Origin of the sequence: Eubacterium limosum (assembly GCF_000807675.2) — a bacterium.
In the GTDB taxonomy this organism is placed as follows: domain Bacteria; phylum Bacillota; class Clostridia; order Eubacteriales; family Eubacteriaceae; genus Eubacterium; species Eubacterium limosum.
This window is the reverse complement of record NZ_CP019962.1, coordinates 3,659,985-3,685,339: the sequence shown is the minus strand read 5'-3', so window position 1 is coordinate 3,685,339 and position 25,355 is coordinate 3,659,985. Positions and strand designations below refer to the sequence as shown.

At 45.8% G+C, this 25,355-nt stretch carries 25 protein-coding genes and 1 other RNA gene; 6 read left to right on the top strand and 20 right to left on the bottom strand.

The window, feature by feature from the left end:
• Positions 1-39: 39 nt before the first annotated feature.
• The 6 genes from B2M23_RS17245 to B2M23_RS17220 all read right to left on the bottom strand — a co-directional run bounded on the left by B2M23_RS17245 (position 40) and on the right by B2M23_RS17220 (position 7,391).
• The gene (locus B2M23_RS17245) at positions 40-1,446 is read right to left on the bottom strand and encodes a GGDEF domain-containing protein (RefSeq protein WP_146209113.1); all 1,407 of its coding nucleotides are present in this window, start codon (positions 1,444-1,446) and stop codon (positions 40-42) included.
• Positions 1,391-2,623, bottom strand: coding sequence for a bifunctional diguanylate cyclase/phosphohydrolase (locus B2M23_RS17240; RefSeq protein ID WP_081571271.1), 1,233 nt, complete (start codon positions 2,621-2,623; stop codon positions 1,391-1,393). Before B2M23_RS17240 ends, B2M23_RS17245 begins: the two co-directional genes overlap by 56 nt.
• Before the next feature lie 11 nt (positions 2,624-2,634).
• Positions 2,635-4,110: an IS1182 family transposase gene (locus B2M23_RS17235; protein ID WP_038354278.1), complete on the bottom strand. Its 1,476-nt coding sequence runs from the start codon at positions 4,108-4,110 to the stop codon at positions 2,635-2,637.
• A 27-nt stretch (positions 4,111-4,137) separates the two neighbouring features.
• Entirely contained in the window at positions 4,138-5,043 is a 906-nt protein-coding gene (locus tag B2M23_RS17230) for a response regulator (RefSeq protein WP_081571270.1), read from the bottom strand.
• Positions 5,044-5,223: 180 nt separating this feature from the next.
• Positions 5,224-5,886, bottom strand: a complete 663-nt coding sequence (locus B2M23_RS17225; protein ID WP_038352442.1) for a GOLPH3/VPS74 family protein — start codon at positions 5,884-5,886, stop codon at positions 5,224-5,226.
• Positions 5,887-6,755: 869 nt separating this feature from the next.
• Positions 6,756-7,391 carry a CPBP family intramembrane glutamic endopeptidase gene (locus B2M23_RS17220; protein WP_052237256.1) on the bottom strand — a complete coding sequence of 212 codons (636 nt, stop codon included), beginning with the start codon at positions 7,389-7,391 and terminating at the stop codon, positions 6,756-6,758.
• Between the two features lie 274 nt (positions 7,392-7,665).
• Here B2M23_RS17220 and B2M23_RS17215 point away from each other — a divergent pair, with 274 nt between their 5' ends.
• Genes B2M23_RS17215 through B2M23_RS17205 form a run of 3 tightly spaced genes read left to right on the top strand, consistent with a single transcriptional unit; the run spans position 7,666 to position 9,835 of the window.
• A complete protein-coding gene (locus B2M23_RS17215; protein WP_038352441.1) occupies positions 7,666-8,124 on the top strand; it encodes a hypothetical protein in 459 nt (152 codons plus the stop codon).
• A 12-nt stretch (positions 8,125-8,136) separates the two neighbouring features.
• Positions 8,137-9,072, top strand: a complete 936-nt coding sequence (locus tag B2M23_RS17210; protein ID WP_038352440.1) for an ABC transporter ATP-binding protein — start codon at positions 8,137-8,139, stop codon at positions 9,070-9,072.
• A complete protein-coding gene (locus B2M23_RS17205; RefSeq protein ID WP_038352439.1) occupies positions 9,065-9,835 on the top strand; it encodes an ABC transporter permease in 771 nt (256 codons plus the stop codon). Before B2M23_RS17210 ends, B2M23_RS17205 begins: the two co-directional genes overlap by 8 nt.
• A 156-nt stretch (positions 9,836-9,991) precedes the next feature.
• Here the strand turns inward: B2M23_RS17205 and B2M23_RS21340 are convergent, their stop codons facing one another.
• The 7 genes from B2M23_RS21340 to B2M23_RS17175 all read right to left on the bottom strand — a co-directional run bounded on the left by B2M23_RS21340 (position 9,992) and on the right by B2M23_RS17175 (position 14,971).
• A complete protein-coding gene (locus B2M23_RS21340) occupies positions 9,992-10,150 on the bottom strand; it encodes a hypothetical protein (protein ID WP_167617940.1) in 159 nt (52 codons plus the stop codon).
• Between the two features lie 28 nt (positions 10,151-10,178).
• Positions 10,179-10,409, bottom strand: a complete 231-nt coding sequence (locus tag B2M23_RS17200; RefSeq protein WP_242945822.1) for a hypothetical protein — start codon at positions 10,407-10,409, stop codon at positions 10,179-10,181.
• 228 nt (positions 10,410-10,637) lie between these two features.
• Entirely contained in the window at positions 10,638-10,967 is a 330-nt protein-coding gene (locus B2M23_RS17195; RefSeq protein ID WP_038352438.1) for a hypothetical protein, read from the bottom strand.
• A 220-nt stretch (positions 10,968-11,187) separates the two neighbouring features.
• Positions 11,188-11,534, bottom strand: an RNA gene (rnpB, locus tag B2M23_RS17190) — RNase P RNA component class A.
• Positions 11,535-11,572: 38 nt separating this feature from the next.
• Entirely contained in the window at positions 11,573-13,057 is a 1,485-nt protein-coding gene (locus B2M23_RS17185) for a HAMP domain-containing sensor histidine kinase (protein ID WP_038352437.1), read from the bottom strand.
• Positions 13,047-13,715, bottom strand: a complete 669-nt coding sequence (locus B2M23_RS17180; RefSeq protein WP_038352436.1) for a response regulator transcription factor — start codon at positions 13,713-13,715, stop codon at positions 13,047-13,049. Before B2M23_RS17180 ends, B2M23_RS17185 begins: the two co-directional genes overlap by 11 nt.
• A gap of 20 nt (positions 13,716-13,735) precedes the next feature.
• Positions 13,736-14,971: a S1C family serine protease gene (locus tag B2M23_RS17175; RefSeq protein WP_038352435.1), complete on the bottom strand. Its 1,236-nt coding sequence runs from the start codon at positions 14,969-14,971 to the stop codon at positions 13,736-13,738.
• Between the two features lie 313 nt (positions 14,972-15,284).
• Between B2M23_RS17175 and B2M23_RS17170 the strand changes: the two genes are divergently transcribed.
• The 3 genes from B2M23_RS17170 to B2M23_RS17160 all read left to right on the top strand — a co-directional run bounded on the left by B2M23_RS17170 (position 15,285) and on the right by B2M23_RS17160 (position 18,121).
• Positions 15,285-15,521, top strand: a complete 237-nt coding sequence (locus tag B2M23_RS17170; protein ID WP_038352434.1) for a hypothetical protein — start codon at positions 15,285-15,287, stop codon at positions 15,519-15,521.
• Positions 15,522-15,553: 32 nt separating this feature from the next.
• Positions 15,554-17,104 carry a flotillin family protein gene (locus B2M23_RS17165; RefSeq protein ID WP_038352433.1) on the top strand — a complete coding sequence of 517 codons (1,551 nt, stop codon included), beginning with the start codon at positions 15,554-15,556 and terminating at the stop codon, positions 17,102-17,104.
• Between the two features lie 294 nt (positions 17,105-17,398).
• A complete protein-coding gene (locus tag B2M23_RS17160) occupies positions 17,399-18,121 on the top strand; it encodes an MIP/aquaporin family protein (RefSeq protein ID WP_038352468.1) in 723 nt (240 codons plus the stop codon).
• A 52-nt stretch (positions 18,122-18,173) separates the two neighbouring features.
• Here B2M23_RS17160 and dinB read toward each other — a convergent pair whose 3' ends face one another.
• The 7 genes from dinB to rimO form a co-directional block, all read right to left on the bottom strand.
• On the bottom strand, positions 18,174-19,406 hold the full coding sequence (dinB, locus tag B2M23_RS17155) for a DNA polymerase IV (RefSeq protein WP_038352432.1): 1,233 nt from the start codon (positions 19,404-19,406) through the stop codon (positions 18,174-18,176).
• Between the two features lie 120 nt (positions 19,407-19,526).
• On the bottom strand, positions 19,527-19,718 hold the full coding sequence (locus B2M23_RS17150) for a hypothetical protein (protein ID WP_038352431.1): 192 nt from the start codon (positions 19,716-19,718) through the stop codon (positions 19,527-19,529).
• A 13-nt stretch (positions 19,719-19,731) separates the two neighbouring features.
• Positions 19,732-20,892: a recombinase RecA gene (recA, locus tag B2M23_RS17145; protein WP_038352430.1), complete on the bottom strand. Its 1,161-nt coding sequence runs from the start codon at positions 20,890-20,892 to the stop codon at positions 19,732-19,734.
• Between the two features lie 70 nt (positions 20,893-20,962).
• On the bottom strand, positions 20,963-22,204 hold the full coding sequence (locus tag B2M23_RS17140) for a competence/damage-inducible protein A (RefSeq protein WP_038352429.1): 1,242 nt from the start codon (positions 22,202-22,204) through the stop codon (positions 20,963-20,965).
• 193 nt (positions 22,205-22,397) lie between these two features.
• Entirely contained in the window at positions 22,398-23,408 is a 1,011-nt protein-coding gene (locus B2M23_RS17135; RefSeq protein WP_038352428.1) for a nucleoid-associated protein, read from the bottom strand.
• A gap of 72 nt (positions 23,409-23,480) precedes the next feature.
• On the bottom strand, positions 23,481-24,026 hold the full coding sequence (gene pgsA, locus B2M23_RS17130) for a CDP-diacylglycerol--glycerol-3-phosphate 3-phosphatidyltransferase (protein WP_013380371.1): 546 nt from the start codon (positions 24,024-24,026) through the stop codon (positions 23,481-23,483).
• The gene (rimO, locus tag B2M23_RS17125) at positions 24,013-25,353 is read right to left on the bottom strand and encodes a 30S ribosomal protein S12 methylthiotransferase RimO (protein WP_038352427.1); all 1,341 of its coding nucleotides are present in this window, start codon (positions 25,351-25,353) and stop codon (positions 24,013-24,015) included. The genes pgsA and rimO overlap by 14 nt, the downstream gene beginning before the upstream one ends.
• Positions 25,354-25,355: the final 2 nt, after the last annotated feature.

Below are 25,355 nucleotides of genomic sequence, written 5' to 3'. Positions count from 1 at the left end.
GCACGGCACATTTCTGCGCCGTGCTCTCTTTTTACTCACTTATTTTTCTCCAGCCTGCTTTTCCAAAAGATTAACCGCGTCATCATTGATGTAGCGGTACCGTTTGGAGGTGTGATGGTCGTGGTAAAATACCTGCTTGTCCGAGTACATCCTTTCATCCGCGGCGGTAACAGCTTCGTCAATGCCCGACCCGCAAGGCGTCCAGTATGCGCCGATGGCTGTGCTGATATGAGAGCTGTGGTCAAAGTAGGCGCGCAGTTTTTTAACCTTGTCAAAGAACGCTGCCTCAGTGTCTCCAAGGGCGATCACCACAAACTCGTCCCCACCCACGCGGTAAAAATTGCTCTCGCCAAACCCTTCACGAATACACCGCGCGCATTCAACCAACAGCCGGTCTCCTTTTCCATGTCCATACTGGTCGTTAACCATCTTCAGGCCGTTCATATCCAAAAAGACAATGCCCACCGAATCCTCATAGTCCGAAAAAACTTCAAGGTCCTGTGTATAACGGTTACGGTTGTAGAATGAAGTCAGGGTATCATAATAACTCAGCTTGGTCAGCTCGGCCTCATCCTCGGTACGCCGGATAGCAAGCATCAGGAAATAGCGCAGAGTTTGCAGGATCGAGACTGCATTCTGCATCAGCTCTGGAGGCGGATTGTCCACGCCGATACAGGCGTAGAGTTCGCCGTCCCGTTCCAGCGGAACCGCCACAAGCCGTTCAATGTTCTGGAATGAGAGGACTTCATATTCAAGAGGGGCAATGACCTTAAGGCTTTCGCAGTCGTCAACGACAATACATTCCTGCTCGACAAAAGCTTCAAACCAGCGGTTGAAGTAATGTCTTGGAATAGTCTGCAGCTCCTCCTGTTCCGATTCGATACCTTCGGCGCACCACTCATAAGTGTTTTTCAGAAGCTCACCTCTCAGATCAAAAATATAGCTGCGGTCTGCCCCAAGAAATTTTCCGATACGCTCCAGAAAAAGAGGAATGGCCTTGGACAGGTCATGGTTCTGGTAGAGATCACGGATACACTCCACAATAACCTGCTCGCTTTCTAGCATGTTTTTCAGGTTCTGCTTTTCCCTCATCGCCTCGGTCAGGTCAAAGGCGATCTCGAACCGGGCTGGCCGGCCCTCCCATTCGATCAAACGGTCTTTTAAGAGGTAGTGCCGCCCGGTCAGGGGGTTGGTATGCTCCCAGTTATAATATTCTTCCGGCTTCAGATTTGGCGTTGAGCAAAAAGGACAGGGAGTGTCAAACCCTTGTAGCAGTTCATAGCACTTCTTTCCCTCTGTATCCTTAAAGTTAAAGGTATCCTTACCGGCCTTGTTAATGAACAGCAGGTCATAATTCTCCAGATCAGAAACATACATGAGCTCGGGCAGCTCATCGAGCGGTGCCCGAATATCGTTCAGCATCCTGAGGATAGCGGGAAATGCCAAGGCTTCCAGTAATACCGTAGCTGTTAAAGCGCTTGTTCAGCTTTTTGCAGATGGCCGAAACACGTCTTTCAATGTCCTTCTGGTCGATGATGTCATGGAATAGGATCAGGAACTCGTCACCACCTACACGCCCCACCAGATCCGTATGACGCACGCTGCTGGTCAGGATTTCAGCCACTTCCTTAAGTACCATATCCCCAAACAGATGGCCGCGCTCGTCATTAACCGACTTAAAATTATCAACGTCGGCAAAGCAGAGTGCCGCATTCTGTACACGCCGGTCCTTGAGTACCAGAATCGACTGTTCCCGCATGGCCCTCTGGTTTAAAAGCCCTGTAAGCGGATCGCTTTCCGCTTCTTTTTTAAGCATCAGATTACGCTGCTTGCTCTCCTCAACATTGATGAGCTTGCCGATATAGCTCACGCATACCGGTTCAAACTCCATATCCCAGATAGGGTAAAGGTACACCTGATACCACTGGAAGCCCTCCCCGTCCAGATTGATGCGCAGTTCCGCCTTGCAGGTCGGCCTGTCTGGTGTAATGCGTTCAAGCTTTTTAAAAAGTCGGCTGTGATCCTCGGCGTTGACCAGCGCCTCATCTGACAATAGCCGGCTTATCTGCGGAAACACCGGATCTCTTCCGGTCAATATTTGAAAACGGTCAGAAAAAGTCAGCTTGTCTGCACGCAGATCATATTCAAAAATGAGCTCATCAGAAAGTTCGGACAGTATCTGGTACTTCTGGCGCTCCTGTTCTAACAGGTATAGGGTCCGGCTTGAAAGATCGCCGTGAGCTTCTTTTTTCTTCTTTTCGGGGATGGATACCTCACCGGGTGCAGTCACTGTCGATGTCAGCATTTCGCCGCCCTTCATAGAACGGTTAAGCTCGGGAAGCGCTGTCAGAAAGCACTTGATCAGCTGTGGGTTAAACACACCGCACTCTCCGTCCAGAATCATCTGAACAGCCGTCTCATGGGGGTAAGCGTCCTTATAAACCCGTTTGCTGGTCAGGGCATCGTAAACATCGGCTAACGATACCGCCTGTGCCCAGATAGAGATTTCGTTGCCCGACAGGCCGTCGGGGTAGCCGCCCCAGACTGTGTCAAAACACAGTCTCTTGTTGGTGACTCCGTCCCCAAACCCCTGGGTAAAGGTTGAACTTTGAAAAAAGAGCAAAAAAAGAAGCGCTATGCTCGGATTGCTTGGATTAATGGCTGGATTCCCATGATATGGATGGCTCTTTTAAGATTAAAGGCAAGAAAAGCAAGCGCAATCTCACCTTCTACCTTTTGCTTGCCTTTCAGTAAAAGATAGGAGATGCCCATTGCGCGTTTTACGGTTCCAAAGGGGTGCTCAACAATGGCCTTTCTTTGTCGAACGATCTCTTTATTTTGAAAGATGTGAACTTTTCGAAGGAATAAGTCGGAATCATCGAAGGCCTTGGTGTATTCTGACGGTTTCATGACACGCTCGGCGCGGTAATAGCGCATTTTTGTACATTTTTTAGGACAGTGTCTACAGGCTTGTGTATTATCGTATTTGGCAACATGTTTATTTTTATTATAAGTACAGGGCCTTAACACTTTTCCTAGTGGACAGATGAAAATATTACGCTCTGGAAGATAAATCGCGCGTGCAACGTTCGAATCATAGTCGGTAATCTTTTCAGTATTTGCCGCATCTGTAGGAATACAAAATTCATAATCCCCTCCAGCAACAACAGGACGATGACCACTGAGATAAAGTTGAGCCACATCACTTACACTGTCGTAGCCGTTATCTGCAACGACGGTCATGGCGGGCACTTCCAATAAATCTGCCGCTTTTTGAGCTAAAGGACCCATTAAATTTTTATCCTGAGCTTGATTTTCAACCGTGAATTCAACAATCATTTTGTTTTTACTGTCGACAGCGGTTTGAATATTCAAACAGACATCAAGCCCGTTTTTAGTTTTCATCAGACGGCTATCGGGATCGGTAAGCGAAATTTGGGTTTCGTCGCTTTCAGCGAGCTCCGCTAAAAAAGATTCATAAAGTGTTTTGCGGTCAGTGAGCTGATGAATAACTTCGCTTATATCGCTGGATATTTCAGAAGTGCTTTGATTTTCAAGTGCATCATTCTGATTTAAAGCATCAAGATAGCTTTCGATTTTTTCTTCGATATGCTGAATCCGATCCTTTAGTTTGTTTTTGGTGAAGTTGCGGTCTTTGGTATTCCAGGCTTTAAATTTGCTGCCATCAATCGCAAGCAGTTCTTTACCGTAAAGCTCCCATTGGGTACAGAGCTGTACAAAGTTTTTAAAGACATTCTTAAGTGCCGTTGGATTTTGCTGGCGAAAGCGGGCAATGGTTTTATGATCCGGGGAAAGTTTTTGAAGCAGCCAAATCACTTCGAGGTTTCGTTTGGTCTCAATTTCCAGACGCCTGGAAGAACGCACGTGATTCATATAGCCATAAATATAAAGTTTTAGAAGATCACGTGGCGAGTACATCGGGCGGCCTGTTTGATTGGGTTTCCACTTATTAAATCCGAGATTTTCGAAATCTAAGGTATCAACATAAGCATCAATGACACGTACAGGATTATTTTCATCGACATAATCCTCGATACAGTCTGGAAGTAACATCCCTTGATGACGATTATTTCCAATAATGAAATCCATAAGAATACCCTCCCGATTATTTTAAGATTATGTATTAATTATACCACGATTTTGGGGATTTAGGTGGACTTTTGACACAAACTCGCCCCCATCCCACCGTTCATGGTGGTGGCGGCAGATATCGTAGCAGTAATCATAATAAGCCAGATCCTGGACGCCGGACAGCTCCATCAAAATCTCGCTCCCCCGGGAGGTGTGAGTTTTCATGATCTCAAATTCCTCATCGGTCAAACGGCCAGGCTTGTTGAGAATATTGTCTGGTATGGCCACCTTACCAATATCATGCATGGCCGCCGCCTCAGAAATAATCTCAATCAGAGAGTCGGACAGTCCGTATTCACTGTGGTTTTTCGCAAACTCAGCCAGCAGCAACCGGGTGATCACGCGCACGTTATGTATATGGGAAACCGATTCGGTATTTTTAAATTCAATGATACTACTGAGCGTATCAATCATCTGCGCACTGTTTTCACGCATTTTTTCTGCCTGCTCCCGCAACGCCCTTGTCTGCTCAGCCACCAGCTGACGCAGGTGGAGCTTCTGGGTATACTGCTCAATGATGTTGTGGACGCGCTGGATCACAATATTGGGGTTAAAGGGCTTGGTGACGATATCCGCTGCCCCCATCTCATAGCCGCGCTGCATCACACCTTCACTGTTCTCAGCGGTGATCATGATGACCGGCACACGTCCAGTCAGACTCATACGCTCCATTTCTTCCAGGACGCCAAAGCCGTCGAGCACTGGCATGATGAGATCCAAAAGCACAACTGCAATATTATCGCTCTCCCGCTCCAGGATTTCCAGTGCGTGCGCACCGTTTTCAGCTTCATATATGGTATATTTTGTCTGGAACATCTCGCACAGCAGCGCACGGTTCAGCTCCATATCGTCAACGATGAGTATCTTTCTTTTTTCTGTCTGATTATCCATAAACAGCCCCCTTAAACGGACTTGAGTCTCTCTGTATACTGCTTTGTAATAAATCTAAATTCATTATAACTTAATCACAGAAAAAGTTCAACTTTTAGCGCACATTTAAAAAAACCTCAGGATATTTTACCGAAACAGCCCATAAAAAAAGGCCCTACAGGCCTTTTTAATCTCATCCGCTTAATTGACAGTGGCAATCACTGCGGCCACCATAACCGCCATAATATCGTCGATATATCCAACCATCTCCCGGATTATTTTGCTGTCCTGCTGGTTTTTGATGGCCTTTAGTTTTTCTTTCATCCGATCATTTTCGTGCCTTGAAAAATACGGCTTAAGATTTCTGGTTTCTTTCAAAAGGCTGGCAAGAGCCGCGTCGTGCAGCGAGAGACTTTCCGCCTGAATGGCCGCCGCTTTCAAAGCCTCGATCAATGCTTCCTTATAGGTTTTTTCAGGCACAAAGAGCTCCCGATTCCCGAAAAGCCCCCCTTTACCCTCTGTAGCGGCTCCGGCCACTCTCAGCGAATTTCCAGTGTCCGCCAGAAGCTGATTGATACGGCTGCTGGAAAAGGACATACAATAATCCTCGATCACCTTGGTAACAGAACGGGACCTATCGGCGAGGTAGGCGTAGAGCCCATCCAGATGGCCGAGGCTGTCTGGCAACGGACCGACGACTTCCACCTTTTTCCCTTCAATCTTTATAATGCCCTCCAAGAGCAGATCCATTATTCCTGCGGCCACCAATCCCGCCTTTGTCTCTGTACTATTTGTCATTGGCAGCTTTCCCTTATCGTTGGTGGTTAAAATCAAATATTCCTGTGTGAGTGCTTTTCTTTCCATAGCGCTTCTCCTTTTCTTAAATGTCTGCCTTCAGTATAGCACAGGTTTAACCAGGGCTAATATATATTTCGCTAACGGTTTATTTCATTTGTTTTCACTAGGATCCGGCTTACACGGTAAACATTCACCAGATACCCCCCAGTGACACCCCAACAGTTTTGGATGTACCTGTCTGGTAATTCTACATGATAAGCATTGTCAGAATGACTGTGTGACCGCTGTACAGCAGAATATTCCAGACAAAGCTGAACTGCTTCTCATATTGGCGTGTCCAGTCTATTTAGACACCATTATACCAAATAATGAAATAAGAAACCATAGAGGGGGGATAATCTATACAACACAGGAGCGTGGAGCACTTCAACCAATGCATCGATTCGCTGTTTTTACGATGCAAAATAACTCTAACCTGTCCTTTTATTTTGATTATCCCCTCAAAGAAAAGTGATGACATTCTTATTATACAAACATTCGTTTCAAAAAGCAAGTATTTTAAGAACGAATATTCTTCTCATGGCTTATCACTGCCAAAAATCTTCTATAACACTACATCATCAGACTTTAATGAAAGAAGCCCGTGATCCAAGATCAGAGGCTTCTTTTGGGGAGAGTAAATTGGGGGAGAGATTAATTGATTTAAGTAAGAGGTATGTGTGTTCAGTTATATTGATACCCGGAAACCTGTATTATAAACATCTTATATTGCAAAACATATCTAAACCTTAACTTAACTGGTCTTGCAAAAGCCCAGGATATCTGATATATTAAAATAGGTGCATCTAACATTTTCAATGAGCGCGATACTCTCCTATCCCTTGGTAGACCGTAGCTTTTGAATACTCCTGTTAGGTGCACTTTTTTACAATTGTTTACTTTAACAGTAATGGAAGAAATGAGATGATGTCAAAGGCAACATGCGCTGCCCAGGTTGTCCATATTGAATTGCTCTTTTTGAACGCCTCGTTTAAAATTAACCGTGGTGCCACAATTGTAATCAGTATTTGAAGTACATTGTATTCATATGAGGCAATATGCCAAAAGGCAAAAAGAACGGCACAGACCAGAGAAGCCTGCCAAAATTTCCAATTTAGTTTCTTCCAGAGCGCAAATAACAGCGTGATGCTGAGCAGCTCCTCCCCCATCAGCATAAACGGTATATGCGTCGCAACATATCCCCAGGTAATCATAGAATTAATCGCATTTTCAACTAGCGCTTCCCCGCTGATAAGCTGCCATATTTTACCGAGGGCAAAGGATGCGACAAGCAAGGAGGGAATTGTTATCAATGTCCATTTTATACTGAAATGCTTGAACCATTCAATAAACTCATCCTTTAGCACAATAAAGGCCAGTATTCCAGTCAGAAATAAATTATATACTGCAGAAATCGGGTCCAGTATTTGGTAGCTCACAGGAAGTAACCTGAGGCATTGGTATGTTACAGCGATTATGATGACGCCCAAAATAAGAATAATGGCGCTTCTGTTTTCTGCTTTTATTTTCATAAGATCCTCCGTAATATTTTTATATTGTACTATATACCGTTTTATATGTTTTATAACACACTCTTCCGGAGGAAAAGCAGCAGAATTATGCTATATGCGGATATGCTTTTACCGAAAATGACGGTGAGTGAGACACACGCTCCCCTTTTTAATATAAAAATATACAGAATTTCTTGACAGATTCATCCCTTTTACTTTAGAGTATAGAAAGGATAGCCGCCATTGGCGAATAAGCCCAACAGCAGATTATTTATATTAGCGGAGGAATTAACGCATGCAAGACTTTCTCAAAAAATTGACAAGTGAATGTAAGAATACAGAGCTGCCCGAAGAATTTAATTATTTTGGGAAGCTTGTCGGGAGCTGGAAAATCGACTATATTGATAACAGCACCTCTCGCACAATTAAAGGCGAATGGCATTTTTCATGGGTTCTTGAGGGAATGGCAATACAGGACATCATTATCCTGCCCGGTTATGAATGCGGAACGACGCTTCGCGTCTATAATCCTGGCACGCATGCCTGGGATATTGCCTATTGTTTTACGGGAAAAATCATTCGGCTTGAAGCAAAAAAAGAAAATGGCTTAATCATCCTTACGGACATTGAGAATAAAAGGAGAAAATGGGTATTTGCTAAAATCGAGGATAATAATTTTCATTGGCAGGACGTTACTGTAAAAGATGACGGCGAATGGCATATTAATTTTGATTTATATGCCGAACGCATTTAAGGAGAAAATAATATGACAGTTGCACTCGAACTAAAAAATTTAAAAAAAACCTATGAATCAGGGGTCGTAGCGCTGCGCGGCATTGATTTAGTTGTGGAACAGGGCGATTTCTACGCACTCCTTGGACCAAATGGCGCTGGAAAATCCACTACCATCGGAATCGTTACCTCCCTGGTCAATAAAACAGCTGGGACTGTGAAGGTATTTGGATACGACCTCGATAAGGATCTTGTGCAGGCAAAGCAGCAGATCGGCCTGGTTCCACAGGAGTTTAACTTCAACCCATTCGAAACAGTCCAACAGATTGTCGTTAATCAGGCTGGTTATTACGGCGTCCCACACAAAGAAGCCCTGAAACGCAGTGAAAAATACCTCAGGCAATCCGGACTGCTTGAGAAACGCCATGAACGGGCACGGATGCTTTCAGGAGGGATGAAGCGGCGCCTGATGATTGCCCGGGCATTGATGCACGAACCACGCCTGCTTATTTTGGACGAGCCTACCGCAGGGGTCGATATTGAATTGAGACGTGAAATGTGGGATTTTCTAAGAAATTTAAATGCACAGGGTACGACCATCATCCTGACGACCCATTATCTTGAAGAAGCAGAAATGCTTTGCCGCAATATCGGAATCATCCAATCCGGTGAGCTGATTGAGAATACCAGTATGAAAAACCTTTTATCAAAATTACAGTTTGAAACCTTTATTTTTGATTTAGAGCCTTTTGAAACCAGGCCTGTTATCAATGGATATAAAAATTATTTTGAGGACAGCCGTACTCTCGTCGCCGAGGTCCAGCGCGATCAGGGAGTCAACGGAATCTTCGAACAGCTCACGAATCAGGGAATAAAAGTCGCTTCTATGCGAAACAAATCCAACAGGTTAGAAGAACTGTTTTTAAAAATTACCGATGTTAAACATCAATCGGAGGAAGAAAATGTTTAAGCTTTATTTTACCGCACTAAAACGTCTGGCAGCAAAAGAAACCAACCGTTATCTGCGCATCTGGGTACAAACCCTGGTGCCACCGGTCATCACTACCTCATTGTATTTTGTTATTTTCGGAAATCTGATTGGTGGGCGGATTGGAGAGATGGGTGGCTTTTCCTATATGGAATTCATTGTTCCCGGGCTCATCATGATGTCTGTCATCACCAGTTCCTACAGCAATGTCGCCTCCTCCTTTTTCTCTCAAAAATTTCAGAAAAATATTGAAGAGCTTCTGGTTGCACCAGTACCGACTCAGGTTATTATTCTGGGATTCGTCACCGGCGGCCTGGGACGAAGCATCATGGTTGGAGCACTTGTCACTGTGATTTCGTTATTTTTTGTACCCCTTCATGTCTTCTCCTGGCCCATCATCCTCATTACCCTGCTTATGACTGCTGTTTTATTTTCGCTGGCTGGACTGCTCAATGGAATTTTTGCCAAATCCTTTGATGATGTTTCTATTGTGCCAACCTTTGTGCTGCAGCCACTGACGTACCTGGGCGGTGTGTTTTATTCCATTTCGATGCTGCCGCCGATCTGGCAGGCCGTTTCAAAGGTTAATCCCATTGTCTACATGGTCTCGGGCTTTCGTTTCGGATTTCTTGGCGTAACAGATGTTCCGATCGTATGGTCCTTAACAATCCTTGTCCTTTTCATCATTGTGCTTTACGCCATTTGCTGGTATCTCATTGAAAAAGGGGTCGGCTTGAGAAGCTAACCCCTTAACAAAAGAGAATCAAATCATTCAAAAAAGAAAAAACCCTTTCAAAAAGCCTGTTTAAGCGTTTGAAAGGGTTTTTCATTTTTGTTTAAGGTTACTGAGTCTGTCTTCAATTGGATGATCAATACATTGCTTTTCCTCATATATGATATATTAAGATATTTCATGGACTTTCTTTTTAAACTCCCGTACAACTTCCTCAACCGTCAGCCCCTGGAGTCGGTCCTGTGTCTGTTGAATAATGCCATTTACAACCCCATCCTTGTAGAACACATCCAAATAGTAGCCTTTATACTCTTGCGCGATTATCATTTTTATCCCCCATTTTAATTTAGATACTTCAGATCATTGAGTATTTCTTTTTTCTCTCCCGAAGGGTCACAGACAATGGCTGTCCAGCGTTTGGTCCTGTTGTCGAAAAGCAGCTCTGCGTTTTTTTGTCTGTTATTACAAGATAACGAAGCCCAGGCGACCCGCAGCGAATAAAACCATTTCTTACTTCCTTGATCTCCTTCATCTCGTATTGCTTTCCATCTGCGCAGAGACTTTTTGGGATGTATTTGTTACGCATTTTCAACAGATCCACTCTCACATTATTGTATTTATGCCTCGTAAGCTCACTTCGTCGGAGAACATTTGCACCTCTATTATAGAACGAACGTTTCAAAAAGACAAGCGAGTTAAATTCTATCTATTCTTAGGTTTTGTTTTTGCGAGAAGGAAAAGCGCAAATAAAAAACCCCTTCTTCATGAAGCAGATCGCTTACATTAAGAGGGGGAATAAATACTAACTAAATCCTTAATCCATAATTTCCATGGGTTTTCCGCAGCAGAAAGGGATTAATTCACCTTCTTTTACAGTTTGGATTTTATTACAGGTTAAGCAGTAAACCTGGCAATCAAAAGGTGCCCGGAGTTCTGGTGCAGCTTTTGCTTCTGCTTCTGTTAAGCCGCCAATGTGAAAGCGTGCCACATTGTTTTCAGTTGGGATATATACGCCGATCGGTGACAATTTCTTATTATCCCCTACGCAGTTCCCCATTTTAATCCAAAGTGCTTCAAGTTCAGCTGTTTCAATTGGGTTTTCTGGAATAAATTCAACAACAGCCTTATCCATATTAATTTTCATAATCTTTTCCTCCTTCGTTCTTCAATAGATGTATTTTATTGTCCTTATTATAGCACCTATTTTAATTTATGTCTATTATTAAATAGGATACATTTTAATATAATAACAATTCTGCCTTCTTTATATAAGAAGCCCTGCCCAAGGAGCAGGGACCTAAAAAAGAAAAATCCCCTTCAAACAGCCTGTTTAAGCCGTTTGAAGGGGTCTTTCGTTTTTGATTCATGTTACTAAGTCTATAAGCCGAGTTCTGTCTTAGATAATCATCTGTCTAGATCCATTGTTACCAATGGATTCAAGCGACCTACCATTTGGACGGCGACGAGCAGCCGCCTTTTTTACATCCGTTCTTGGTCTTGCACCAGGTGGGGTTTACATAGCTGACGGATTACTCGCGCCACTGGTGAGCTCTTACCTCGCCCTTTCATCCTTACCGGCCAGGCCGGCGGTTTACTTTCTGTTGCACTTGCCTTGGAGTCACCTCCACCGGGCGTTACCCGGCACCCTGCTCTGTGGAGCTCGGACTTTCCTCAGACAGCTTACGCTGCCCGCGATTATCTGGCTTAGTAGCTTAGTAAGTATACCCCAAAACGCCTGTAAAATCAACGTTAATTTTCATTTTTTTCGGCGTTATCCTCTACGATCTTCATTTCAAACCAGAAATTACTTCCCATCCCTGGCGCGCTGTTAACACCAAAACGAAGATGATGCAGCTCCATAATATTTTTAACAATGGAAAGCCCCAGCCCGGTTCCGATGGAAGCCTGCTTATGAGCCTTGTCAATTTTATAATAGCGGTCCCATACATAGGGCAACAGCGCTTCCGCAATGCCATCTCCGTGGTCCAGCACCTCAATCCTTACTGTATCTTCTAAAACGGTCTGGCGGATTATAACTTCTTTATCCTCACCTGCATAGTTGACGGCATTATTTACCAGATTGTAGATGACCTGTTCCATTTTAATCTCATCGGCTTTTACAAAGACATCCCTGTCCGCCTCAAAGCGTATATGATACCCTTCCTGCTCGATGAGCTTGGTATATCTTGTGAGAATCCGGCGGATGCTCTTGGTCAGATTATACGGGGCTTCATTTAAAACCTGTACACCGGCCTGAAGCTTGGAAATATCCAGCATATCATTAACCAGACTTGTTAAACGGTTGGCCTCATCAATGATAATCTGCACGTTTTCCGGGGTGTTTTCTCCTGGAATATCCCGCATCACCTCGGCATAGCCGGTGATCATGGTCAGGGGCGTACGCAGGTCATGAGAAACATTGGCGATCAGCTCACGCCGTAGATTTTCTACCTTTGAAAGCTCCTCAGCTGCATAATTCAAGGTATCGTTGAGCTCTGTAATTTCCCGGTAGCCTTCTCCGTCAAAGTGAACCTCCACATTACCCTTTGCGAGCTCCTTGGCACTTTCATTGATCTTGATAATAGGTTTTGAAACCTTCCTCGACATAATGGCCGCAAAGATAAGAGCCAGTACCATAAATACCACACTGATATAAAAAAGCTGGGAACGCAGGGTCTGTACGGTGGCGTTGACAGGCGAAATCATGGTGTTAAGCATGATTACATACTGGTTGCCGCTGCCGCCTGTAATGATCTGGGTGTAAATCAGATTTTCATCCCGCTCAAATTTCTTTTCGGGAATCACGCCCTGGCGGCCATCACTGCTCTGAATATTTATCAGCTGGTAGCTGTCCTTGGAAAAACTCTCAAAATAAGAGCCGCCGTGCTGCTTTGCCTGTAAGTACAGGTTCGCCAAATCCTGGGCAGTCATCTGGTGCAGCACACAGCGCGGAACAGTGTCCACATTGATCTCCACATTGTTTTGGGTATCGGTGATTTTCGCACAGATATTATTCCGCCCTGCCACCTCGGTTACAATATTACTCAAATCATTGCTGTCAATATTGGCTGAGATGGTGTTCGCCAGAGATTTGAGCTCACTGACCTTTGTCTGGCGGTAAAAGCCGTTTAAAAAGACAATCTGGAACAGCCAGATCACAAAGATCATTACCGCCGCAAAAAGGGCAATATAAGCGAAAAGCTTCCATTTAATGCTGGTATTCTTAAGCCTCAAAGCGGTATCCTACTCCACGCAGTGTCACGATGCACTTGCTGTAATCGCCCAGACTTTTTCTCAGCAGCTTAATATGGGTATCCAGGGTGCGGTCATCGCCGTAAAAATCATAGCCCCAGACATTGGTGATGAGCTTTTCCCGCGTCAGGGCAATGCCCCGGTTCCGCACCATGTAAAAAAAGAGATCATACTCTTTTGGCGTCATCTCCACCGGTTTTCCGGAAATCGTGACACGGCGTCCGGCAAAATCCACCTCCAGATCTCCGATTTTTACCACATCCTTGTTCTCCTGAACACCGCCTCTCCGTTTGAGAATCGCGCCTACACGCATCATCAGCTCCTTGGGCGAAAAGGGCTTGACAACATAGTCGTCAATGCCCAGTTCAAAACCGTGGATCCGGTCATACTCCTCACCTCTCGCGGAGAGCATGATAACCGGTGTATCCTTATATTTGCGGATCTCCTTACAGGCTGAGAAGCCGTCAAGCTCTGGCATCATAATATCCAGAATAATGATGTCAAAGTCCTGGCTCTTAGCAAGCTCCACCGCCTCCATACCATCAGCGGCCTCAACGACCTCATTGCCTTCAAATTCCGCGTATTTTCTTACAATCGCCCGTATTTTCTCCTCATCATCAACCATTAAAATCCGGTACATTTCTTTACCTCGTTTTTCTGTTAGTTATTCGTGGTTGGTGTTTCCTCTCCCAGTGTGGCGTTTAAGGTCAGCATACTGCCATTCCGCTGTACTTCTATTTTAACGGTATCGCCCACCTGATGGCTCTTGATGGCTGTCTTGACATCTGCGGCACTTGACACAGCAGTGCCGTCTACGGAAACGATCATATCGCCGGACTGAATACCTGCGGCTGACGCTCCGGAATTATCCGCCACCTTGGCCACATACACGCCCATTTCAGAGACACGATACTGCATGGCGGTTTCAGCTGAGTTGACATCCACCAGAGACACACCAAGGCTTGGGCGACCCTTTACATAGCCGTTTTGAGATAAGGATTCCACCACTGTTTTTACATCATTGATCGGAATGGCAAAACCAAGGCCTTCTACGCCAGTTCCCGTTGACTTGGCATCCACGATTCCCACCAGCTCGCCATATTCATTGAACAGGCCGCCGCCAGAGTTACCAGGATTAATGGCCGCATTAGTCTGAAGGAGGTTCATGGTATCCCCATCGATGGTGATTTCACGGTTCAGGGCAGAAACAATACCATCGGTAACCGTTCCGCCCAGCTCTCCAAGTGGGTTTCCGATCGCGACAACGGTCTCGCCCACGCTCAGCTTATCTGAATCGCCCATGACCGCCGGCTGCAGATTGCTCGCGTTAATCTTGAGCAGTGCCACATCCGAGGTAGCGTCAGTGCCGACCAGTGTGGCCTCGTAGCTCTCGCCAGATTTCAGAGTTACAGTAATCTTGCTGGCGCCGTCAATGACGTGGTTATTGGTCACCACATAGCCATCATTCGTGACGATAACGCCGCTGCCCGCACCTTCGGATACTGCCTGCTGAAGCCGGCTGTCTTTAGTCACTGTTTCAGTCTTGATTTCTACGACAGAGTTTCCCGCCGATTCAGCGATCTGCTGGGTGGTCATGGCACCGGAATTACTGGTTTCACTAGAGTTTGTGCTGGTACGCTCTACGGACTGGTACATCACGCTTTTATTGTTACCGCCAAGGTTGCTGGCCAGCATACCGCCGCCAAAACCACAGGCACCGGAAAGCACCAGGCCCACTGCCATCATGGCGCCGGTTTTTTTCGCGAATACATTTTTACCCGCAAACCATTTTTTCTTTTTCTTCTGGTCACCGTCAATAGGCACCAGAGCGTTTTCTACCTTTGGTTCTTCATCATTATTGTTTGTAAATTGATTATTCGTATATTGATCGTTCATTTGATCCTCCATTTATTTAAGTCGCATATCGCTTTTATTTTTGTTGATAGCCTTATTCTAAATGGAGAATGTGACGGTTTTATGAACGCTTCGTGAAAGGGCGCTGAAATTTGGGCTTTTTTCGCATTTTTTACACGGTTACCGCCATCTGTATCCTTTCTTCTTTATTTTACCCCAATCACTGCTTTAAATCAATGACTGGTAAATTTTTAGAAAAGCGCCACAAAATAAGATGAACGTGCTATAATAAGATTAAGAAAGGAGATATAAGAAATCAAGATGTTTGAAATGGTTATTTTAAAGGAGGTAAGCCGTGAAAATTGAAGATGTCCTGCCTTATATCCGGGATAAATCCGCCTATACATTAAAGGAAGCAGAGGAGCTCCGCCTGCTGACCTGGGATGAAATCAATAAAGTCCAGGATCTGGCGGAAAAAAACAAGAATTTTGAGACTATTCAGCTCTGCATTACCTGTAAGGTACTCATCCAGAAGCTGGCTGATAATCCCGAAACTTACAAATTAAAGATCGACCCTGACGACGCACATTAAACACAAAAATTTTTGAGAGGAAGGAAATTATCATGTTTACATTTATTATTATCGGTATTGTTATCATTGCTGTGGTTATATTATTACTAACCGGCTATAAAAAAGCCCCGCCCTCCGAGGCGCTGCTTATTTCATCGCCTTTTTCCCATCCCATCAAGGACGCGCAGGGAAATGTTATCGGCACCAGCAAGATCAAGGTAGTGCCGGGTGGCGGGGCTAAAATTGTTATTCCCTATCTGGAAAAAGCTTATCGCCTGAGTCTTTCTACAATGCAGGTAGATATAGATACCTCAGAATACATTCCTACCAAGGACTACATTGGTGTCAAGGTCAACGCTGTAGCCAATGTTAAAATTTCCAGCAAACCCGAGTATCTGCTGTTAGCCGCTGAACAGTTTTCGACTAAGCGTATTGATGAAATCCGCGATATGGTCAAGCAGATTCTGGAAGGAACAATCCGAAGTGGTATGGGCGGCCTCAGCGTTGAAGACCTTGTTCAGAACCGCGAAAAATTTGCCAACCAGTGTGTCACTTCTGCCGAAGAGGACCTTCAGAAAATGGGGATGGAAATCATTAACCTGACCATTCAGTCCTTTACAGACAACAATGAGGTTCTTAAAAACCTGGCGGTTAAAAACTCTGCCGAAATCAAAAAAGAAGCGGATGTGGCAAGAGCACAGGCTGAAAAGGAATCCCGGATCAAGCAATCCCAGGCCGAACGCGAGAGCAAGGAAATTGAACTGGCCAACCAAGTGGCCGTCGAAGAAAAAACCAAGGAAAAAGACGTACAGATTGCTGGCTATCATCGTGAGAGCGCCATCGCTAAGGCTCAGTCTGATGTGGCCTACGACATCGAAAAAGAAGAACAGAACAAGGCACTGGTCAGTAAGCAGCAGGAAGTTGAGATCATCAAGGCTCAGAAAGAGGTTGAACTGAAGCAGCAGGAAATTCGTATCCGCGAAAATGAATACATGGCGGATATTGGGAAGAAAGCCGAAGCCGACAAAGCTAAAGCAGAATTCGACGCGGACGCCAAGCTCTATGCCAGCCAGAAGGAGGCCGAAGGGATCCGTGCAATTGGCGAGGCCAAAGCCGCTGCCATCGAAAAGGAAGCTCTGGCCATGCGAAAAATGACAGGACCTTCTGTTGTCAAAATGGTCATTGAAAAGCTGCCTGAAATGGTGGAGGCAGCTGCCAAGCCGATGGAAAAGGTGGACTCTATTACCATGTACGGCAACGGAAACGAAACCAAGATGGTTCAGGATGTTACCGGCGCCGCCAGCCAGATTTTTAACGCAGTCAAGGATGGCACCGGCCTCGACCTCAAGGATCTGATCTCCAGCTGCCTGAGCGGCGAAGTTCTGGATGATCTGGAGGATACTCCGCCCGCTCCCGAGGCATCATCAGAAAAAAAGACACAACCAGATGCTGCGGCTGAACCAAAACAAACAAAGCCAGCGCCCGCTTCTGAGGAACCTGTTGAAACACTGACTCCTGATCTGGATGAAATTTCGACGCTTGACGCTTTGCGCCAGATGGCAAAGGATGTCCAGAAATATGACTCGGAGCGCAAAAACAAATAAGAAACAAATAAAAACAGCAGATTCCCGGATCTGCTGTTTTTATAATACATTAAAGTATATCGAATAAAGCACACTCATAGGACTTCAACTTTAACTTAATTTCAGGTTATACCTGTTATAACTTTAATTCAATATGAATCTGTCTCAAATAGGTGTATTATATATGTAGCGAAAGAAAACGCTGTATCGTTCTTATTACTACACCCCCGCAGAACAGTTTTGCTTTGCGACCGTGTAAACGCTATTATTTTTCTATTTACAATTGAATAAGGAGGGAATATCATGGAAGTCACTATGCTTTCATACATGTCTGAATTTATCGGAACTGCACTACTCGTATTATTAGGGGACGGCGTTTGTGCTGCTGTAAACCTGGAAAAATCTGGTTTTAAAGGCGGCGGCGCTGTTTACATAATGCTTGGCTGGGGTCTCGCAGTTATGTTGCCAGCCATGGCCTTTGGTGCACAGTCCGGTGCACATTTTAATCCCGTTCTGACAGTCGGTTTAGCCGTTATCGGTGCATTCCCGTGGGCAGCCGTCCCGGGTTACATCGTAGCACAGATGCTTGGCGGTTTAGTCGGCGCAATCCTTGTCTGGGTTGTTTACAGACCTCAATTTGCTGCCACCGAAGATGCGGATACCATTAGAGGTACTTTCTGTACAAGTCCTCAGATCCGTAATATCCCCCAGAATATCCTGTGCGAAGCTGCAGCAACCTTCGCACTGGTATTCTTTATTGTAGCTGTCGGCCATGCAGGCATGACAAATGTGAGTGATGTTGGTTTGAATTACTTCTTCGTATACGCCATCATCATGTCCTGTGGTTTCTCACTTGGTGGTACCACCGGATTTGCCATGAACCCTGCCAGAGACTTATCTCCACGTATTGCTCATGCTATTCTGCCAATTCCGAACAAGGGCTCCTCTGATTGGGGTTACGCACTGGTTCCTGTTGTTGGTCCATTGATTGGTGCAATCCTGGGTGCTCTGCTTGCCAGCGCAGTCGTTTTAGGATAATCTTCTTTTTATAAAACTTATACAGCGAACTTTCCAAAAAGACCCACCCGATTCAATCGGATGGGTCTTTTTCTTTACCCTCTGTTTTCTCCAGAGCTGTTCCGGTATAAATAATAGCGTCACCATACTTTTCTTTCAGCTTGTCCATGGCGGCCTCGACTTTTTCCAGCTTTTCACGCTTCTCAAAGCTGTCTGAACCAAAGAGAGTTATCTGTTCCGGTTCACAGGTGTCTGCGCTCACCAGGTTGATCCCCGTTACCGTAAGCATACGAATTCCTTTGGTGAAATCCCAGTATTTACCGACCAAAGTGACTGCCGCGTCAAAGATTTCCTTGAACAGCTGAGTCGGATGGCTCAGGGTCATCTGCCTCGAAATCTGACGGAATCCCGTATCTTTTATCATTACCTGCACACCGCGGCATTTCAGGTGGTAGCCTTTAAGGCGCTTGGCAACCGTCTCTGCCAAAGGATAAAGGCCTTTTTTTACCTCCTCCATATTTTCAAGGTCTTTTCCAAAGGTGTTCCCATGCCCCACAGACTTAACCTCCCGAGGCTCGGTGGCTGAACGCACTGGGCTATCATCCAGTCCATTGGCATAATCGTGGAGCATCTCCCCCATCTTGCCCATATCATGAGAAAGCACAGAACGATCTGAGACAGCCAGATCGCCAATGGTCCTTATGCCATAGCATTTCAACTTTTTGAAAGCGCTCTTGCCAACATAGATAAGATCCGTAACTGGCAGGGGCCACAGCAGTTTTTTATAGTTCTGCGGTGTAATAACGGTCACCGCGTCTGGTTTTTTATAGTCACTGCCCAGCTTGGCAAAAATTTTATTATAGGAAACGCCTACCGAAATGGTCAGTCTGGTGCGCTCCTTGACGGTTTCGCGCACCAGATCACCCACGACGGTACCGCTGCCGCCAAAAAGATGCATGGTATCTGTTACGTCCAGCCAGGACTCATCAATGCTGAAAGGCTCTACCCGATCTGTAAACTCGTTATAAATCTCATTGATTATTTTTGAGTAATGGCGGTACAAGTCGTGATGGGGCGGCAACAGGATCAACTCAGGACATTTCCGCTTTGCCTGGTATACGGTCTCTGCAGTCTGAATTTTAAATTTTTTTGCCGCTTCATTTTTAGCCAGAATAATGCCGTGGCGGTTTTCCGGATTACCACAGACGGCCACTGGCTGCTCCTTAAGTTCCGGATGAGATAAAAGCTCTACCGACGCGTAAAAGCTGTTCAGATCACAATGAAGAATTCGACGAACTTTTTCCATTTTCTCACCTCTGAGCATTAAAAGTTTACAGCAGAGCACGGCGCAAAAATGTGCCGTGCTCTGCGGGCTACTAAAAAAGGGCACATACAGGACTGTACGCACCCTTTTCTGTCAGCTTTATTATTTGTCTGCCGGTTCCCATTTACAGCGAACTGGCGATACGATGGCGCCTTCAGCTTTTAATTCTTTAAAGGCTTTATCAATCTCTTTGCGGTCAACGTCCAGCGCTTTCTGAACAGCGCCGACATTCATCGGCGCACCGTTTTCACGCATGGCTTCCAGTACTTTTTGCTTTAATTCTGCTAATTCCATATTTTCCTCCTGCTTATTCTTCCTCGAACTCATTCAGCTCAAAAAACTCATCCATATCCTCATCAGATAATTCCGCGGCCATTTCAGCCTGATCCTTGGCAAGAGCTTCCGAACCTTCCTCAGGCGCTTCGGGCTCATCCTTCTTTGCAAAATGATCACGGATTTTCTGCTCAACCGCATCGGCAAATTCCGGGTTTTCTTTAAGGTATTCCTTCACCTTGTCTCGTCCCTGTCCCAGGCGTTCCTCGCCGTAGGAAAACCATGAGCCGGCCTTTTTAATAATATTCAGCTCAACCGCTATGTCCAAAATATCCCCTTCTCTGGAGATACCCTCGCCGTACATGATATCAAACTCGGCAGTTTTAAACGGTGGCGCCATTTTGTTCTTGACAATCTTAGCACGGGTACGGTTCCCGATCATATCGGTTCCTTTTTTCAAAGTTTCAATTCTGCGGATATCCATCCGGACAGAGGAATAGAATTTCAAAGCACGGCCGCCAGTTGTAACCTCTGGATTTCCGTACATAACCCCAACCTTCTCGCGCAGCTGGTTAATAAAGATCGCCGCGGTATTGGACTTTTTGATAATCCCTGCCAGCTTTCGGAGGGCCTGGGACATCAGTCTCGCCTGAAGCCCAACATGGGAGTCCCCCATTTCCCCATCAATTTCCGCACGGGGTACCAGAGCCGCGACAGAGTCCACAACGGCCACATCGATGGCCCCGCTCCGCACCAGGGCTTCAAGAATTTCAAGCGCCTGCTCACCTGTGTCCGGCTGGGATACAATCAGGTTATCCACATCCACACCGAGGGCTTTTGCGTATACGGGATCGAGCGCATGTTCGGCATCGATAAAGGCCGCGTTGCCTCCGGCCTTTTGGGCTTCCGCCACAATATGAAGGGCAATAGTGGTTTTACCGGAGGATTCTGGTCCGTAGATCTCAATGATCCGGCCACGGGGAACCCCGCCAATTCCAAGCGCCATATCAATACCGATGGATGAGGTGGAGATAACGTCAACGTCCATCTTCGCACTCTCGTCTCCAAGACGCATGACAGCTCCCTTTCCAAAAGTTTTTTCAATATTCTTTAAAGCAGCGTTTAAGGCTTCCTGCTTTGCGCTGTTGTCAGTTTTTTCTTCTACTTTTTCTAATGGTTTGCGTTTTTCAGCCATACTTTTCTCCTCTATTTTCACAAAGCGTTCTGTGAACGTTCGTTCTATCACTATCTATATTATAAAGAAATCATTCTGTTTTGTCAAGGATTGCTTCGCGAATTAAGTGAAAAACTTTATTGGCGGTGCGCAATTGAACAATCTTTCGACTGCCTTCAAAGAGATATTTTTTAATGGTGGTTTTTCCATTGGCGCAAACCCCGACGTATACAAGTCCCACGGGTTTTTCTGGCGATCCGCCGCCAGGCCCGGCAATACCAGTGACAGACGCAGTAATATCACAGCCTGAAATTTCCTTAAGGTGCTCGCACATCTCCCGTGCGGTCTGCTCACTGACTGCGCCATAGCGTTCAAGCGTTTCGGCCCTCACCTTTAAAAGCTGCATTTTAGCTTCATTGGAGTAGGTAACCAGTCCCATTTTTAACGCCGCTGAAATTCCGGGAATCTCTGCCAGCTTTGAAGCCACGAGACCTCCGGTGCAGGATTCTGCCAGAGCGACAGTCAGGCCCTTTTCCATTAAAAGTTTACCGACCGTCACATCCAGGCTGTCCTGGGAATGTGTGAAAATATGATCGCCAAAACGTTCGATGATGATCTTCTCATACCGGTCCAGCAAAGCGTTAATGGTTTCAGGATCATCCCCGTTGGCCGTCAGGCGGATCATCACCTCGCCCAGCTTGGCATAGGTGGCAACCGTTGGATTATCCTGCCGGTCAATGATATCCATGATGGTGTCCTCAACAGTGGATTCACCAATATCCGAAAGATTGTAATAGCGTGAAATCACGAGCTGGTTTTTCAGCTGGTGCAGGATGGGTTCCACACAGTCCTCATACATGCCCATCATTTCATGTGGTGGTCCCGGCAGCATGATTACAGTTTTTCCGTCCTTCTCAATCATAATTCCCGGAGCGGTACCTCTGGGGTTGGGCAGCATGACGCCCCCCTTTGGCACGTAAGACTGACGCAGGTTATTCTCTGTCATTTCTACCCCGCGGCGGTCAAAAAACGCTTTGAGCTTCTCGACAATTTCTGGCCGCTGTTCCATTTCCATACCAAAAATTTCCGCAATGGTCTCCTTTGTCAGATCATCCTGGGTCGGTCCGAGGCCGCCGGTCGTGATAATCAGGTCACTGCGGGTCAAGGCCCGCATAATGACAGATTTCAGACGCCCCGGGTTATCACCCACTGTTGTATGGTAAAGCACCGAAAAGCCATTTATAGACAATTCCTTGGACAAAAACATAACATTGGTATTTAAGGTGTCTCCCGTTAAAAGTTCTGTTCCAACTGAAACGAGCTCACAATTCATAATTCCATCTCCTTATGTCAATTCAGCCGGGATTCATAAAACTCCGGCCCTTATCATTATACTGTTTCTGGTAAAATTCTGCAATGTTATTAAACTTTGATTCAGAGTTGTTTATCTGAATAATGACAAAGAATCCTTCTCTAGATGCCCTGATCCTGATACTCTGTGAATCTTATCGCATCCACACATCTTCTTACTTCGGTACAAATCCTTCTATATTTTTTATCTCCACCGAGATGGTACCATCTGGATTATTTCTGAATTCTACAATGTCCTCCCGCATGAGGTAGTCCGTTGGAATCGAGAGCTCTATGCCTGAGACAGTAACAAACTTTTGTTTCTTAAAGATTTTGCTCTCAATATTATCGCTTACCTCTACTTTGCGCTGGGTAAGCCCTTTTTTGGCAGCCTCCTCCCTGAAGCGTTCCTTCACTGTAAAATCATCGCCAAAGGTGGCTTGGGCAATACTGTCCATATCAATGACCGAGTCCGATTCGTAGTCGTCGGCGATGACCCGCTTGACGGTATTCAGCTTTTCAATGTCGCCGTTATATTCGCTGGCAATAATTTTTTTAACGGTCTTTTCCACAATATCAAATGTCTGTTTTTCGGAGAGCACATCCTCACATAAAACCAGACGGTTGGAGAGATAGTACTCCTTTTTGTCATCAATCTCAAACTTTTTTTCCTTTAGAAAAATCTGACCGGTATTTAAATTGATGATCACAAACTCATCCAGCCGCTGCCCTTCTGTGGGCAGTGAGCAGGGCTGACGAAGAATATCATTTAAACGGCCGTCCTCGTGATCGACATAGTGGATATAGCTATGCTTGTAATTCAGCTTTAAAACACCCAAATAAGGCTCTCCGTCGCCAATAAAATCGACCACCAGCAGATCTGCCGACGGCACCCCGACATTCTCCACCATAAAATCAAAGAGCAGGCTCGCGATTTCCTGGCTGACAGATGTAAAGCTTTCGTCATCCTTTTTATACTGCTGTACCAGCTCACAAAAACGGCTTGGCGGGTCCACAAACTGGGTTCTCTTAATATCCGGATCCTTCATCGCCCGGGTCAGATGTTTATACAAGTATTCCTGAATACCGATGGGCAGCCCCAGCAGTGTATCCGAAAGCACCGGAATCCCCGCGCCCGTATCCAGAATGTGTAAAATTGCTCTTTTAACATGAACGTCAATTTCCATAAAAACTCCTCACACAAAAGCGCGGCTTCCGCCGCGCTCGTTTGTTATTCTCATTTATTTACTTTCAAATGCCTACATACTTCTAAAGACACCCTTGTTCAGTCTGAAATAATCAATACCTGAAATAAGGGTCAGGGCCAGGGCAACATAAACCATGATGTTACCGAATAGCAGCAAGGCGGGGAATGCCATAACCGGCCAGTTGACCAGCAGCAATGCGATGATTGCAATCATCTGGGAAATGGTCTTGGCCTTGCCCCATTTGCTGGCAGCAATGACAATGCCGTCGGAAGCCGCCAGCGTCCGGAGACCTGTAATGGCGAATTCGCGGGCAATGATGATGATAACCACCCAGGACGGGATCATCTGCAGCTCAACCAGACAGATAAACGCTGAGCAGGTCAGCAGCTTATCTGCCAGCGGATCCATAAATTTTCCAAAATCCGTAATCAGATTCCGGCTTCTGGCAAGATGCCCGTCCACCGCGTCAGAGGCAGAGGCGACAATAAAAATCACCACCGCAATGGGCTCGTGGAATGGGAAATTGACCAGCAGGGCAATAATAAAGAATGGAATCATAATAATTCGGGCCATGGTAATTTTGTTAGGTAAGTTCATTTTCTACATCTCCTATCAAATCATAATCCAGTGTCTGGATTATTTTTACTTTATAGAAATTGCCAATGTCTAATACCTCTTCCCCGCTATTGGCAAAAACCATACAATCAATTTCTGGTGCATCACCATAGGTTCGCCCGGAATAGGTTCCCGGCGCCTCCATTTCCTCTATTAAAACGTCCAGGCTTCTGCCGACAAAGGCTTCATTGGCTTCAGCTGTTATGCCCTCCTGCTGTCCGTATATTTCATTCCAACGTCTTTCCATAACCGCTTCATCCACCTGATCCGGAAACTCCGCCGCAGGGGTTCCTTCCTCCTGCGAGTATTTGAACACACCCAATCGGTTGATTTTAAGCGCTCTTAGCGAGGCGAGCAGCCCCTCATGGTCTTCCTCTGTCTCACCGGGAAAACCAGTGATAATCGCGGTCCTGAGTACCGCGTCAGGCAGCTTTTCGCGGATCAGCCCGATCTGTTCAAAAAGATGCTTTTTGTTAACTGGACGCCCCATGCGTTTTAAAATTTTATCCTCAGTATGCTGGATGGGAATATCAAAATAATGGCAGAGGTTGTCATGGCTGGCGATCACATCCAGAAGCTCTTCTGTGATGCCCTCAGGATACATATAGAGCAGACGTATCCAACGGAAGGAAAAATCCTCCGACAGCCACGTCAGCAGCCCTGCCAGATTTATCTCTCCCTCCAGGTCGTTCCCATACTGGGTGATGTCCTGGGCGATAATGATCAGCTCCCTGACACCCTTTTTCTCCAGATAAGCCGCTTCTTTATAAATAGCCTCTGGACTGCGGCTCCGGTGTCTTCCACGAATTTTGGGAATCACACAGTAGGTGCAGTGATGGTCACAGCCTTCACTGATTTTCAGATAGGCTGTAACGGTGTTGTCCTCGATATAGCGGGGCATTTCTTCCACATAAGGGCGGTCGATATTTCCAGAGAGCGTTTCTCTTCCCCTTCCGCCTTCAATATCTTTAATCAGGTCAATGATGTTGTCAATATGCCCCACGCCTAAAAAGCCGTCAACCTCAGGCATTTCCTCCGCAAGCTCTTTATGATAGCGCTCTGCCATACAGCCTGCTGCTATCAGGATCTCACACGGCCCGCTTTCCTTATAGCCGGCGTATTCAAGAATATACTCGATGGATTCCTCCTTGGCCGCCTGGATAAAGCAGCAGGTATTGACCACAATCACTTCAGCCCGTGCCGGGTCGGGTTCAATGGTATAGCCGTTTTCCGCGAGCATTCCCAGCATCTGCTGAGCGTCTACGGTATTTTTATCACAGCCCAGGGTTGTGATATGGATTTTCTTCACTC